This window comes from Streptomyces sp. NPDC052687, assembly GCF_040678395.1.
GTDB lineage: Bacteria > Actinomycetota > Actinomycetes > Streptomycetales > Streptomycetaceae > Streptomyces.
In genome coordinates this window covers 20,209-34,080 of sequence record NZ_JBFATR010000028.1, presented here as the reverse complement: position 1 = coordinate 34,080, position 13,872 = coordinate 20,209, and the positions used below count along the sequence as shown (strand labels likewise).

Genomic DNA, 13,872 nt, shown 5'->3' with positions numbered 1-13,872 from the left:
TACCGCCGAACGGGCCGATTTCACCACTGCCAAGGGTGGTGGAATCGGCCCGTTCGCGTGATACGGCCCGCGTCGGGACATACGTACCACGCCCCCTCTCGATCATGTCGAGGACGACAAGCGTGGGAGGTACCCCCGTGAGCAGCACCCTCTTCCGGACGAAGAAGGTCGAACAGTCCATCCTCGACACCGAGGAGCCGGAGCACGCACTCAAGAAATCCCTGTCGGCCCTGGACCTGACGGTCTTCGGTGTCGGTGTCATCATCGGCACCGGCATCTTCGTGCTGACCGGCACGGTCGCCAAGAACAACGCCGGCCCCGCCGTGGCCCTGGCGTTCGTCGCGGCCGGCGTCGCCTGCGCGCTCGCCGCGCTCTGCTACGCCGAGTTCGCCTCCACGGTCCCGGTCGCCGGGTCCGCCTACACCTTCTCGTACGCCTCCCTCGGCGAGCTGCCCGCCTGGATCATCGGCTGGGACCTCGTCCTGGAGTTCGCGCTCGGCACGGCGGTGGTGGCCGTCGGCTGGTCCGGCTACATCCAGTCGCTGATGGCGAACGCCGGCTGGGTGATGCCCGCGGCGCTCGGCAGCCGGGAGGGCGCCGACGGCTTCGGCTTCGACATCCTCGCCGCGGTGCTGGTGCTGCTGCTCACCGCCATCCTCGTGGTCGGCGTGAAGCTGTCGGCGCGGGTCACCTCCATCGTCGTCGCCATCAAGGTGACCGTCGTCCTCGTCGTGATCATCGCGGGCGCCTTCTTCATCAAGGGCTCCAACTACGACCCGTTCGTCCCCAAGGCGCAGCCGGTGCCCGCCGGGGACAGCCTGCAGTCGCCGCTGATCCAGCTCATGTTCGGCTGGGCGCCCTCCAACTTCGGCGTGATGGGCATCTTCACCGCCGCCTCCGTCGTGTTCTTCGCCTTCATCGGCTTCGACGTGGTGGCGACCGCCGCCGAGGAGACCCGCAACCCGCAGCGCGACATGCCGCGCGGCATCCTCGGCTCACTGGCCATCTGCACCGCGCTGTACGTCGCCGTGTCCATCGTCGTCACCGGTATGCAGCACTACAGCCAGCTGTCCGTGGACGCCCCGCTCGCCGACGCCTTCAAGGCCACCGGACACCCGTGGTACGCGGGCTTCATCAGCTTCGGCGCGGCCGTCGGCCTGACCACCGTCTGCATGATCCTGCTGCTCGGCCAGACCCGCGTGTTCTTCGCGATGAGCCGGGACGGACTGCTGCCCCGCTTCTTCTCCCGCGTCCACCCCAAGTTCCGCACCCCGCACCGCCCGACCATCCTGCTCGGCGTGGTCATCGCGATCCTCGCCGGCTTCACCCCGCTCACCGAACTGGCGGCCCTGGTCAACATCGGCACCCTGTTCGCCTTCGTGGTGGTGGCCATCGGCGTGATCATCCTCCGCCGCACCCGGCCCGACCTGCACCGCTCCTTCCGCACCCCGTGGGTGCCGGTGGTCCCGATCCTGTCCGTGGGCGCCTCGCTGTGGCTGATGCTGAACCTGCCCGCCGAGACCTGGGTGCGCTTCGGCATCTGGATGGCGGCCGGCTTCGTCCTGTACTTCCTCTACGGCCGCACCCACAGCCGGCTCGGCCGGCACCAGGAGACCACGGTGCGGGACGTCACCGAGGGCCACCCCCACGAGGACCGCTAGCCGGACTCCCGTCACGGCGCGTCACCGAGCCGCCCGCCCTTCGGCCCCGTATGTCCCGCTTCGGCGGGAAGTGCGGGGCCGGATAGCGTACGGCGCATGCCCGCCCAGCTCCTCGCCCCCGCACCCGCCGTCACCCCGCCGCGCGCGGGCCACGGCTACTGGCGGCGGCTGCTGCCCGCGCTCGCGGTGCTCGCCTGCCTCACCCGCGTGCCCTCCTTCGCCCGGCCGCTGTGGAACCCCGACGAGGGCTATCTCGCCGTCCAGGCACGGATACTCGCCCACGGCGGGCAGCTGTACGAAACGGTCGTCGACCGCAAACCCCCGCTCGTGCCCTGGCTGTACGAGGCGGCCTTCGCGCTCACCGGCTCCGGATCGCTCACCTCCGTCCGGGTGCTCGCGATCCTCGCCCAACTGCTCACCGCCGCCCTGCTGGCCTCGCTGGCCCGCCGCCGCTGGGGCGACCGCGCGGGCCGCACCGCCGGAGTGCTCTATCTGCTGGTGTCCGTCGGACTCAACCCCGAGGACGCGCAGGCCGCCGGCTTCGAGGTGTTCATACTGCCGGGCACCGCCGCCGCCATGTGGTGCGCCGACCGGCGCCGCTGGACGGCGGCCGGCGTGGCCGTCGGCTGCGCCGTCCTCGCCAAGCAGACCGGCGGAGCGGTGCTGCTCCCCGTCCTCTGGCTGTGCGTCACCTCGGGCGCCGCCCGCACCGCGGCGCCCCGCCTGGCCGCCGGGGCGGCCCTGCCCGTCCTCGGCGCCGCCCTGCTCACCGACCCGGCCGGATTCCTCTTCTGGACGGTCACCGGCTCCACCGCCTACGCCGCCTTCTCCGGCTCCCCGCTGCACGCCCTGACCCGCGCCCTCGGCAACGCGGGCCTCCTCGCGGCGGCCTGCGCGGGCCTGCTCGCCGCCGTCGCGCGGGCCCCGCGCGCCGCCTCCGCCGACCTGTGGCTGTGGCTGGCCGCGTCGGCCGGCGCGGTGCTGACCGGCTTCCACTTCTTCGGCCACTACTACCTGCAACTCCTGCCCCCGCTCGCCCTGCTGGCCACCGCGGCGCTGCACACCAGACCCCTGGCGCGCCACCGGACCGCCGTCCTCGTCTCCGCCTGCGGGTGCGCCGTCTTCCTCGCCTGGGGCCTGACCGCACCGCGCGCCGAACTCACCCACGCCCAGCGGGTCGCCGAGGCCGCCGCCCGCCGCACCGGCCCCGGCGACCCCGTGCTGATCTGGGGCATGCACCCGGAGACGTACTGGCTCGCCGGACGCGCCCCCGCCAGCCGCTATCTCACCGCCGGACTGCTCACCAACTACAGCGGCGGACGCGACGGCGCCCGCGTCGGCGAGCGGTACGCCGTCGACGGTGCCTGGCCTGTGTTCCGCCGCGAGATGACGGCCCGCGCCCCCGCCCTGATCGTCGACGACTCCCGAGGCAAGCCCTACGCCCCCGCGCAGGTACCCACCCTGCGACGGCTGCTGACGGACCGTTACCGGGTGGTGGGCACGGTGGACGGGGCGGTGCTGTACGCACGGGCGTCCTGAGCGCCGGGACAGCCGTACCGGCCGGTCAGGACGTACCGGGGCACGGGCTGAGGCCCGCCGCGCGCCCGCGTCAACGGCGACGGGTCCGGGGCATGCCATAGGAGGAGCCGATCAACCGTCCAGCGGATATTTCACCTCGGCGAAGCCCATCCCGGTGACCCACTGCGTCGTTACGTCAGTGACCGGACCGGACGGCCGGAAGTGCTCCAACGAAAGGAAACCAAGACAGATGTACGGCGCACGGCGTATCGCGGTGGTGGCTTCGATGGTGGGCCTGCTGATGGCGGTCCCCGCCGGACTGGCCACGGCCCATGACGGTGACGGTGACGGAGGGGCCGGCGGTGTGCTGTCCAACCTCTCGGGCCGCAACTCGTCCGGCCACGCCAACCTCTGCGGCACGGGCAAGCTGGCGCTGCTGAAGGAGCGCACCTGCGTGGCCGAGGACAACGGCACGGGCGGCGGCGACCAGGTGGGCCCCAGCGGCGGCATCCTGTCCAACCTCCTGTTCGCCCGCAACGCCTCGGGCCACAGCAACAACTGCGGCAACGAAACGGTCGCGGTGCTCACCCGCACCACCTGCGTCACCGTGGACAACTCCGGCCGCTGACGACCGCAGCACGCCATTCCCCGACGCCGCGGCACCGCGGGCAGGACGCCGCCCGCGGTGCCGCGGTCCCGCCGGTTCGCAGCCCCTAGCCGCGGACCGTGCGCGGCCCGGTGACCTCCGCCCCCAGGTCCGTCACCCGGCGGCGCAGTTCGCGGTCGGCCGTGACGACCAGGCAGGGGCGGTCGCCCGCCTCGGCGACCAGCTCCACCATGCGGTCGTCGCCGCTGCCGGGCGCCGCCTCGACGCGGACACCGGGCACCGATTCCACGCCGCGCGCCGCGCCCTCCACCACCAGTACGATCTCGGTGGGCTCCGGACGGCCCGGGATGCCGTCCGCCGCCAGCCGGTCCCGCAGCCGCCGCGCCGCCCCGAGCCGGTCCCGCCACCACCCGTCGGGCACCGACCCGACGACGTTCGCGGCGTCCACGATGACCAGCAGCGGGGTACTCATGCCCCCCAGGGTCGCACGGGCCTGTCCGCGGGCCCAGCCCGGCCGGGAGACGGCACCGGGCACCCGATTAGAGTGGGGCCGTGTCAACGGTCCGTACAGTGAACGGCGACTGGCTCATACGCGGCCGCGACGGCCGGCTCGGCGTCTACACCACGCGCGACGACTCCGTGTGGTGCCGGGCGGAGCGCCACCCGGGCGGCGACTGGCTGCCGTGGCGCAAGGTGGGCGGCGACCAGCGCCTGCATCCCGTCCTCGCCGTCGGCCGGGGCGCCGACCGCTACGCGCACCTGGTGGCCTGGCGGCCCACCACCGGCGACGAGGCCGGTCTGGTGCACTCCACCCACTTCCGCGCGCACCTCGCCGCCCTCGACTGGCTCCCCATCGGCCACCCGGACAAGAAGGGCCCGCGCACCGGCCGGCCCGCGGTCGCCGTCGACGCCGAGGGACGCGCGTACGTCTTCGTCGGCAACCGCGGCAAGGGCGTCCACACCGTCAACCAGAAGGTGCGCGGCGGCTGGAACGCGTGGCACGACCTGAAGGGCTCCAAGGTGCACGAGGAACTCGTCGCCGTCACCGGGGAGTCGGGGTTCGTCGAGCTGTACGGCACGAGCCCCGCCGGCATCGTGCGCTGGCTCCAGGAGGAGTCGGGCGCTCGTCCGGTGATGGCCGACCCGCTGCCGGTGCGGGTCGAGCCCGGCACCCTGGCCGCCCTGCCCACCTCCAAGGAACACACCACCCTCTTCTACGCCGACCCCGAGGGCATGCTGTACGCCTGGCGCCCGGACGGCGACCCGGTCGCCCTGCTCGCCGCCGCGGGGCCCGGCCCGGTGTCGGCCGTGCGCTGCGTCCTCGACGGCCACGACTGCACCCTCCTCGCCCAGCGCTCCGCCTCCGGCCGGGTCGCCTTCGCCGCCTACCCGACCGAGCGGGAGTCCGCGGGCCTGTGGTGGACCGAGTCCGGCCCGCGGCTGCCCGCCGGCACCCGCGTCGCCGTCACGGAGGACGCCGAGGGCCGCGTGGTGGCCGCGACACTCACCCCCGACGGCGAACTGCGCGTCGCCCGCCAGAAGGACGAGCCGGGCCTGGCCCTGTCGGCGTGGCAGACGGTGTGACCCGCGCGGACCCGAGTCCGCACCGGTCCGCACGAGTCAGTGGGCCCGCCCGAGTCGGCGCCGGCCCGCCGGACGTCAGCCCGGTGTCAGCCGCCACAGCGAGGTGATCTCCGCGCTCCGCGCGGCGTGCAGGGGATCGGTGGTGTCCCCGGCCCGGGGATGCCGGGGCCGGGTGTCCAGCCGGCCGGCGACACGCAGTCCCGACGACGCGATGAGGCGCGCGAGTTCGCCGGGCGGCCGCAGGCCGAGGCGCTCGGCGAGGTCCGAGAGGATCAACCAGCCCTCTCCGCCCCGTTCCAGACGGCCCGTCAGCTCGGCGAGGAAACCGCGCAGCATGGCGCTGTCCGGGTCGTACACGCCCTGCTCCAGGGCGGAGGACGGGCGGGCCGGGATCCAGGGCGGGTTGCAGACGACGAGGCTCGCCCGGCCCTCCGGATACAGACAGGGGCCGGTGATCCGCACCCGCCCGTCCAGGCCCAGCCGGCGGACGTTGTCGCGGGCGCAGGCGAGGGCGCGCGGGCCGACGTCGGTGGCCACCACGCGGCCGACGCCCCGGCGGGCCAGCAGCGCCGCGAGCACTCCGGTGCCCGTGCCGAGGTCGAACGCGGTGCGGCGGTGCGCCGACGGGGGCAGCGGGGCGCGCGCGACGAGATCGACGTACTCGCCTCTGACCGGCGAGAACACGCCGTAGTGCGGGTGGATCCGGGCGCCGAGCGCCGGCACGTCGACGCCCTTCTCCCGCCACTGCCACGCGCCGACGACGCCCAGCAGCTCGGTCAGGGAGACCACCAGGGGGCCGCGCGGCGGGCCGTACGCCTCGGCGCAGGCCCGGCGGACGTCGGGGGCCCGGCGCAGCCGCAGTGTGTAGTCGTCCTCCAGCCGCACCAGCAGCCTGCCGAGCACGCGCGCCCGGTGGCCGCGGGCCCTGCGGAGCAGGTGGAAGGTCTCGGCCGGGCTGTTCCCCGGGCGGGGTGGCTTGCGGTCGATCCGGCCGCCCATCGCGGTCAGCAGCCGGCGCGCGTGCGGGTAGTCGCCCCGCCACAGCAGCGCCGTGCCCTCGCAGGCCAGCCGGTGGGCGGTGGCGGCGCTCATCCGGTCGTCGGCGACGACGACCCGGCCAGGTGGGGGAGCGGCGCTCTCGGAGTGCCAGCGGGCACGGTGATCGGTGTGGGACTCGGTCCAGTGGATCGTGGCGGACACCACGTACTCCTCGTGTGCGAACGTGCGGGGGCACGGAGAGCACTTCGACGAGGAGCGGGAGACGGAGGCGAGAAGGAGACGGCCCTGGGCTATCGCTCCCGCGTCGAAGCGCGCGAGGAGACGTCACCGAGCACCATGCCGAGCATCATGCCGCGCGCCATGACCGGCCCTTTCCACGAGGAGCCACCAGAAGGGACGACAAGAGGCTCGCACAGCCGCCGCGGCCACGGCGAACCGGTGCCCCGCACACCAAGTGGCGTGCGGGGCACCGGGGATGAGGCGCGCGAAGGGGTTTACGCCGGGACGCTCGCCACGCCCTGCGGGAGGAACCGCTTGCCGTTCACCCGCTCGGACACGCCCTCACGGTCCAGGTACGGCGTGATGCCGCCCAGGTGGAAGGGCCAGCCGGCGCCGGTGATCAGGCACAGGTCGATGTCCTGGGCCTCGGCGACGACGCCCTCGTCGAGCATGAGCCCGATCTCCTGGGCCACCGCCTCCAGGACGCGCTCGCGGACCTGCTCCTCGGTGAGGACGGTGTCGCCCTGCTTCAGCAGCGCGGCGACCTCCGGGTCCAGCTCGGGCTTGCCGCTGTCGTAGACGTAGAAGCCGCGCTTGCCGGCCTCGACGACCGCCTTCAGGTTCGGGGAGACCGTGAAGCGGTCCGGGAACGCCTTGTTGAGCGTCTCGGAGACGTGCAGGCCGATCGCCGGGCCGACCAGTTCCAGCAGGACGAGCGGGGACATGGGCAGGCCCAGCGGCTCGACCGCCTTCTCCGCGACGTCGACCGGGGTGCCCTCGTCGATGACGTTCTGGATCTCGCCCATGAAGCGGGTCAGGATGCGGTTGACGACGAACGCCGGGGCGTCCTTCACCAGCACCGCGGTCTTCTTCAGCTTCTTGGCGACGGCGAACGCGGTCGCGAGCGAGGCGTCGTCCGTCTGCTCGCCGCGGACGATCTCCAGCAGCGGCAGCACGGCGACCGGGTTGAAGAAGTGGAAGCCGACGACCCGCTCGGGGTGCTTCAGCTTCGACGCCATCTCCGACACCGACAGCGAGGAGGTGTTGGTGGCGAGGATCGCGTGCGCCGGGGCGACCGCCTCGACCTCCGCGAACACCGTCTGCTTGACGCCCATCTCCTCGAACACGGCCTCGATGATGAAGTCCGCGTCCGCGAAGCCCTCGGCCTTGTCCAGGACACCGGTGACCAGCGCCTTGAGGCGGTTGGCCTTGTCCTGGTTGATCCGGCCCTTGCCGAGCAGCTTGTCGATCTCGGCGTGGACGTAGCCCACGCCCTTGTCGACGCGCTCCTGGTCGATGTCGGTCAGGACGACCGGGACCTCCAGGCGGCGCAGGAAGAGCAGGGCGAGCTGCGAGGCCATCAGGCCCGCGCCCACGACGCCCACCTTCGTCACCGGACGCGCCAGGTTCTTGTCGGGCGCGCCGGCCGGACGCTTGCCGCGCTTCTGCACCAGGTTGAAGGCGTAGATGCCGGCGCGCAGCTCCCCGCCCATGATCAGGTCGGCGAGCGCCTTGTCCTCGGCGTCGTAGCCCTGCTGCAGGTCGCCGTTCTTGGCGGCGGCGATGATGTCCAGGGCGCGGTAGGCGGCCGGGGCGGCGCCGTGCACCTTGGAGTCCGCGATGAAGCGGCCCTTGGCGACGGCCTGGTCCCAGGCCTCGCCGCGGTCGATCACCGGGCGGTCGACGACGATCTCGCCCTTGAGGACGGACGCCGTCCAGATGAGGGACTGCTCCAGGAAGTCCGCGCCCTCGAAGAGCGCGTCGGCGATGCCCAGCTCGTAGACCTGCCGGCCCTTGAGCTGCCGGTTCTGGTTGAGGCTGTTCTCGATGATCACCGAGACGGCCTTCTCCGCGCCGATCAGGTTCGGCAGCAGGGTGCAGCCGCCCCAGCCGGGGACCAGGCCGAGGAAGACCTCGGGGAGGGAGAACGCGGGGACGGCCGCGGACACCGTGCGGTAGGTGCAGTGCAGGCCGACCTCGACGCCGCCGCCCATCGCGGCGCCGTTGTAGTAGGCGAACGTCGGCACGGCGAGGCCGGACAGGCGCTTGAAGACGTCGTGGCCGCCCTTGCCGATGGCGTAGGCGTGGTCCCACTCCTTCAGCAGCTCGACGCCCTTGAGGTCGGCGCCGACGGCGAAGATGAACGGCTTGCCGGTGATGCCGACACCGACGATCGCGCCGTCCGCGGCCTCCTTCTCGACCTGGTCGATGGCGGTGTTCAGGTTCGCCAGCGACTGGGGGCCGAAGGTGGTCGGCTTGGTGTGGTCGTGCCCGTTGTCGAGGGTGATCAGGGCGAACCGCCCGACGCCCAGGGGCAGGTCGAAGTGGCGTACGTGCGCCTGCGTGACGACCTCGTCCGGGAACAGCTCGGCCGCACCCTTCAGCAGCTCAGCGGTGGTGCTCACTTGTCCCCCTCGAAGTGCGGGTTCTCCCAGATGACCGTCGCGCCCATGCCGAAGCCGACGCACATGGTGGTCAGGCCGTAGCGGACGTGCGGCTGCTCCTCGAACTGGCGGGCCAGCTGCGTCATCAGGCGGACGCCGGAGGAGGCCAGCGGGTGGCCGAAGGCGATGGCGCCGCCGTACTGGTTGACGCGCGCGTCGTCGTCGGCGATGCCGTAGTGCTCCAGGAAGGCCAGGACCTGGACGGCGAAGGCCTCGTTGATCTCGAACAGGCCGATGTCGGAGATCGTCAGACCCGCCTTGGCGAGGGCCTTCTCGGTGGCCGGGATCGGGCCGTAGCCCATGACCTCCGGCTCCACGCCCGCGAAGGCGTAGGAGACCAGGCGCATCTTGACCGGCAGGCCGTTCTCGCGCGCGAAGTCCTCGGAGGCGATGATCGAGGCGGTCGCGCCGTCGTTTAGACCGGCCGCGTTGCCGGCGGTGACCCGGCCGTGCACGCGGAACGGCGTCTTCAGGCCCTGGAGGTTCTCCAGCGTGGTGCCCGGGCGCATCGGCTCGTCGGCGGTGACCAGACCCCAGCCGGTCTCGCCGCCCTGCGGGTTGGTGCGGCGCACCGAGATCGGGACCAGGTCGGCCTGGATCTTGCCGTTGGCGTACGCCTTGGCGGCCTTCTCCTGGGAGCGGACCGCGTACTCGTCGGCGCGCAGCTTGGTGATCTGCGGGTAGCGGTCGTGCAGGTTCTCCGCCGTCATGCCCATGAACAGGGCGGACTCGTCGACCAGCTTCTCGGAGACGAACCGCGGGTTCGGGTCGACGCCCTCGCCCATCGGGTGGCGGCCCATGTGCTCGACACCGCCCGCGATGACGGCGTCGTAGGCGCCGAAGGCGATGGAGCCGGCGGTCGTCGTCACGGCCGTCAGGGCGCCCGCGCACATCCGGTCGATGGAGTAGCCGGGGACCGACTGCGGCAGACCGGCGAGGATGCCGGCCGTGCGGCCGAGGGTCAGGCCCTGGTCACCGATCTGCGTGGTCGCGGCGATGGCGACCTCGTCGATCTTCTTCGGGTCCAGGCCGGGGTTGCGGCGCAGCAGCTCCCGGATCGCCTTCACGACAAGGTCGTCGGCGCGGGTCTCGTGGTAGATGCCCTTCGGGCCCGCCTTGCCGAACGGGGTGCGGACGCCGTCGACGAAGACGACGTCCCTGACGGTACGAGGCACGATGGCTCTCCTCCAGGGTGTGCGGGGTGGCACTGCTGCGGCACGCATGCACTGAGCGCGCGCTCAGCCCCATGCTACTTGTGGGTAACGTAGCTGCACAGTCCCCCCACCCGGAGCGGTGAAGGTCACACCCGGAAGGCGGCCGGAAGGCCGCTGCTCACCGGGACGGCGGCGCCGTCGACCCGCGCGGCGTGAGGACGGGCGTCGGCACCGGATGCGACCCCGGACCGTCCCCGGTGATCACCCCGAACAGCGTCCGGGCCACCTCCGCGCCGAACCCGTGCACATCGTGACTCATCGCGGACAGCGTCGGATGTGTCAGCCGGCACAGCTGCGAGTCGTCCCACGCCAGCAGCGACACGTCCTCCGGCACCCGCAGGCCCATCTCCGCCGCCACCGACAGCCCGGCCACCGCCATGATGTCGTTGTCGTACACGATCGCCGTCGGCCGGTCCGGCGGGGCCGCGGTCAGCAGCGACCGCGTCGCCCGCGCCCCCGCCTCGCCCGAGAAGTCGGTCGCCACCTGCCACGCCCCGGCCAGGCCCAGCTCCCGCGCCACCGAGTCGAAGGCGGCCGTGCGCAGCGCCGTGTGCCCGAGGGCCGCCGCGCCGCCGACCCGGGCGATCCGCCGGTGCCCGAGCGCGGCGAGATACCGCACCGCCTCACCCACCGCGGTCGTGTCGTCCGTCCACACCGAGGTCAGCGAACCGGTCAGCGACGGATGCCCGACGGCGACCACCGGCAGCCCGAGCCGTTCGGCGACCGGCACCCGCGGATCATCCGCGCGGAAGTCCACCAGGATCGAACCGCCGATCTGCCGCCCCTTCCACCAGGACTCCAGCAGCCCGGCCTCCTCCTCCACGCTCTTCACCAGGCGCAGCAGCAGGGAGCAGGAGTGCTCGGTCAGCACGCTCTCCACGCCGGAGACGAACTCCATGTAGAACGGCTCCAGGCCCAGCAACCGCGCCGGCCGGCAGATCGCCAGTCCCACCACGTCCACCCGTGACCCGGCCAGCGACCGCGCGGTCAGGTTCGGCTCCCAGCCCAGCTCCCGGGCGGCGCGGAAGATCCGCTCCCGGGTGGCCTGCGACAGGCCCGGCTTGTGGTTGAAGGCCAGCGAGACGGCACCCTTGGAGACACCGGCGCGCGCGGCGACGTCCTTGATGGTGACGCGAGGACCAGGAACGGCGGTCATCGAGAGGGCTCCATGCAGTACAGGGCGGCCCGGGCGGCGGCCGCGTCGGGATTCGCCCAGCCCCGCACGCCGATGGTCACCCGCTCCCCGGGAAGCAGGCTCACGAGCCCCCGGTCGGCGCGCGCCGCCGGGTGCAGCCGGTCGGCCTGGAGCAGCAGGTCCCGCACCAGCGTCCGGGCCGTCACCTCGATGCCGCCCGGCACCAGCGCCACCTCGAACCGGGGCCGCGGGTAGGGGATCTCCCGGTCCGGCGCGGGAAAGCGCAGCGCGCGTGAGGCACCGTCCGCCTCCGCCACCAGGAACTCCTTCGGCCCGCCCGGCTGCAGCTCGCGCGGCACCGGCACCGCCTCGACCGCGCGCCGTCCCGCCGTGAAGCCCACCTCCGCCGCGCCCAGCACCTCTCCCTCGACGTTCATCCGGCGCAGCCGCAGCGCACCCGGCCACACCTCGCCGGACTGGTTGACGACGGCGACCACGAGCCCGCCGTCCCGCTCCTCCCGCACGGTCAGCAGCCGGTCGGCGTAGACCCGGCGCAGTTCGTGGTAGAGGGGTTTCTCGCGGCCGTCGCCGTCGATGGCGGCCCAGGAGGTGACGGGCCAGCAGTCGTTGAGCTGCCAGACGACGGTGCCCGCGCACACCGGCCAGTGCGAGCGCCAGTGCTCGATCCCGGCGGCGACCGCGCGGGCCTGGTTGACCTGGGTCAGGTAGTGCCAGCGGTCGAAGTCGCCCTCCGGGAGGGCGAAATGGCGCTCCAGGCCGCGGTTCAGCTTGCCGTTGCCGTCCTCGGCCTTCTGGTGGTGCAGCATCCCCGGCGAGTCGGGGGCGAGTTCCTCGCCGGGCAGCGCGCGGCGCAGCGTGGCGTACGCGGGCGGTGCCTGCCAGCCGAACTCGGCGACGAACCGCGGCACGCTCGCCCGGTACTCGGCGTAGTCCTGCCGGTTCCACACCTCCCAGGAGTGGTGGGTGCCGTGCGCCGGGTCGTTGGGGTGACGGTCCCAGGAGCCGGACCAGGGGCTGCCCGCGGTGTACGGCCGGGTGGGGTCCAGCTCGGCGACGATCCGCGGCAGCAACCCCAGGTAGTAGCCCTCACCCCAGGAGTCCCCGGCCAACGGGCCCTCCCACTCCCAGTCCCTAAACCCCCACAGGTTCTCGTTGTTGCCGTTCCACAGCACCAGCGACGGATGCGGCATCAACCGGACAACGTTCTCCCGCGCCTCCGCCTCCACCTCGCCCCGCAGCGGCTGCTCCTCGGGATAGGCGGCACAGGCGAAGAGGAAGTCCTGCCAGACCATGAGCCCGAGTTCGTCGCAGACGTCGTAGAAGGCGTCGTCCTCGTAGATGCCGCCGCCCCACACCCGCACCAGGTCCACGCCTGCGTCCGCCGCCTGCCGCAGCCGCCGCTCGTACCGCGCGCGCGTCACCCGGGACGGGAACACGTCGTCCGGGATCCAGTTCACGCCCCGCGCGAACAGGCGCTCGCCGTTGACGACGAGGGTGAACCCGGTGCCGTGCTCGTCGGCCGAGCGGTCCAGCTCCACGGTGCGGAAGCCCACCCGCCGCCGCCACACGTCCAGCCGGTCGGTGCCGTGCAGCAGCGTCAGCTCCACGTCGTACAGCGGCTGTGCGCCGTAGCCGCGCGGCCACCACAGCGCCACGTCCGGCACCCGCAGCCGTACGACCCCTGTCGTGCCGTCGACCGCGGCGCGCGCCACCGTCCCGCCCACCCGGGCCTCCACGGTGAGGTCCGCCTCGACGCGGGTGCGTTCCACGTCGAGGCGCAGCTCGAGCACGCCGGTGCCGTCCTCGACGGTGACCAGCGGGCGGACGCGGGCGATCCGGGCCGTCGACCAGTGCTCCAGCCGCACCGGCCGCCAGATGCCGGCGGTCACCAGCGTGGGCCCCCAGTCCCAGCCGAAGGAGCAGGCCATCTTGCGCACGTACTGGTACGGCTCGGCGTAGGCGCCGGGGCGCTCGCCCAGTTCGCCCCGGACGGCCTCGGCCTCGGTGTACGCGGAGGCGAACCGGACCGTGAGCCGCCCCGCCAGACCGGTGACGTCGAACCGGTACGAGCGGTGCATGTTCCGCACCCGGCCCAGGAGCCGGCCGTCGAGCCGGATCTCGGCGACCGTGTCCAGGCCGTCGAAGACGAGGTCGGTCTGCTCGTGCGGGGCACCCGAGACGTCCAGGTCGCGCTCGTACGTCCACTCCCGGCGGCCCACCCAGGCGACCTCCGGCTCGTTCCGGCCGAGGAACGGGTCCGGGATCACCCCGGCGGCCAGCAGATCGGTGTGCACGCACCCCGGCACGGCCGCCGGGAGCGAGGCCCCCTCGTGGAGCAGGACCCAGCCCTCGTCGAGCGGTGTGGCCTCCACCATGCGCACTCCCTTAACCGGTCCAAGACGACGACGGGAAAGTCTTTCGCAAACTCTTACGCAACCTTGGCGAGATAGAGACTTTACCGGTTCAGAAA

10 protein-coding genes are annotated in these 13,872 nt (G+C 72.9%); 4 read left to right on the top strand and 6 right to left on the bottom strand.

The genetic code is table 11. The features are described from left to right. The first annotated feature begins 137 nt into the window (after positions 1–137). From AB0K92_RS21870 to AB0K92_RS21860, 3 genes are all read left to right on the top strand, one after another. Positions 138–1,661, top strand: coding sequence for an amino acid permease (locus tag AB0K92_RS21870; protein WP_365925264.1), 1,524 nt, complete (start codon positions 138–140; stop codon positions 1,659–1,661). A gap of 96 nt (positions 1,662–1,757) precedes the next feature. Continuing rightward, positions 1,758–3,200, top strand: a complete 1,443-nt coding sequence (locus tag AB0K92_RS21865) for a glycosyltransferase family 39 protein (RefSeq protein ID WP_365925262.1) — start codon at positions 1,758–1,760, stop codon at positions 3,198–3,200. A gap of 229 nt (positions 3,201–3,429) precedes the next feature. Continuing rightward, positions 3,430–3,807, top strand: a complete 378-nt coding sequence (locus AB0K92_RS21860) for a hypothetical protein (protein ID WP_365925260.1) — start codon at positions 3,430–3,432, stop codon at positions 3,805–3,807. Positions 3,808–3,892: 85 nt separating this feature from the next. Here AB0K92_RS21860 and AB0K92_RS21855 read toward each other — a convergent pair whose 3' ends face one another. Then, entirely contained in the window at positions 3,893–4,258 is a 366-nt protein-coding gene (locus tag AB0K92_RS21855; protein ID WP_166002820.1) for an NYN domain-containing protein, read from the bottom strand. A gap of 98 nt (positions 4,259–4,356) precedes the next feature. On the opposite strand from AB0K92_RS21855, the gene AB0K92_RS21850 reads away from it, so the two are divergent. Further along, the gene (locus tag AB0K92_RS21850; RefSeq protein ID WP_365925343.1) at positions 4,357–5,370 is read left to right on the top strand and encodes a hypothetical protein; all 1,014 of its coding nucleotides are present in this window, start codon (positions 4,357–4,359) and stop codon (positions 5,368–5,370) included. Between the two features lie 75 nt (positions 5,371–5,445). Here AB0K92_RS21850 and AB0K92_RS21845 read toward each other — a convergent pair whose 3' ends face one another. The 5 genes from AB0K92_RS21845 to AB0K92_RS21825 form a co-directional block, all read right to left on the bottom strand. After that, on the bottom strand, positions 5,446–6,570 hold the full coding sequence (locus AB0K92_RS21845) for a class I SAM-dependent methyltransferase (protein WP_365925258.1): 1,125 nt from the start codon (positions 6,568–6,570) through the stop codon (positions 5,446–5,448). A gap of 293 nt (positions 6,571–6,863) precedes the next feature. Then, the gene (locus AB0K92_RS21840; protein ID WP_365925256.1) at positions 6,864–8,993 is read right to left on the bottom strand and encodes a 3-hydroxyacyl-CoA dehydrogenase NAD-binding domain-containing protein; all 2,130 of its coding nucleotides are present in this window, start codon (positions 8,991–8,993) and stop codon (positions 6,864–6,866) included. Further along, positions 8,990–10,207 carry an acetyl-CoA C-acyltransferase gene (locus AB0K92_RS21835; RefSeq protein WP_365925254.1) on the bottom strand — a complete coding sequence of 406 codons (1,218 nt, stop codon included), beginning with the start codon at positions 10,205–10,207 and terminating at the stop codon, positions 8,990–8,992. The genes AB0K92_RS21840 and AB0K92_RS21835 overlap by 4 nt, the downstream gene beginning before the upstream one ends. Before the next feature lie 157 nt (positions 10,208–10,364). Next, positions 10,365–11,402 (bottom strand): LacI family DNA-binding transcriptional regulator, encoded by a 1,038-nt coding sequence (locus tag AB0K92_RS21830; protein ID WP_365925252.1) that lies wholly within the window; start codon positions 11,400–11,402, stop codon positions 10,365–10,367. Next, the gene (locus AB0K92_RS21825; protein WP_365925250.1) at positions 11,399–13,777 is read right to left on the bottom strand and encodes a glycoside hydrolase family 2 protein; all 2,379 of its coding nucleotides are present in this window, start codon (positions 13,775–13,777) and stop codon (positions 11,399–11,401) included. The genes AB0K92_RS21830 and AB0K92_RS21825 overlap by 4 nt, the downstream gene beginning before the upstream one ends. Positions 13,778–13,872 lie beyond the last annotated feature (95 nt).

What these genes read in the sequence shown, in the direction of transcription:
- AB0K92_RS21830 (WP_365925252.1), bottom strand. Translation starts at nt 11,402, where the DNA reads ATGACCGCCGTTCCTGGTCCTCGCGTCACCATCAAGGACGTCGCCGCG.
- AB0K92_RS21860 (WP_365925260.1), top strand. Translation starts at nt 3,430, where the DNA reads ATGTACGGCGCACGGCGTATCGCGGTGGTGGCTTCGATGGTGGGCCTG.
- AB0K92_RS21865 (WP_365925262.1), top strand. Translation starts at nt 1,758, where the DNA reads ATGCCCGCCCAGCTCCTCGCCCCCGCACCCGCCGTCACCCCGCCGCGC.
- AB0K92_RS21855 (WP_166002820.1), bottom strand. Translation starts at nt 4,258, where the DNA reads ATGAGTACCCCGCTGCTGGTCATCGTGGACGCCGCGAACGTCGTCGGG.
- AB0K92_RS21825 (WP_365925250.1), bottom strand. Translation starts at nt 13,777, where the DNA reads ATGGTGGAGGCCACACCGCTCGACGAGGGCTGGGTCCTGCTCCACGAG.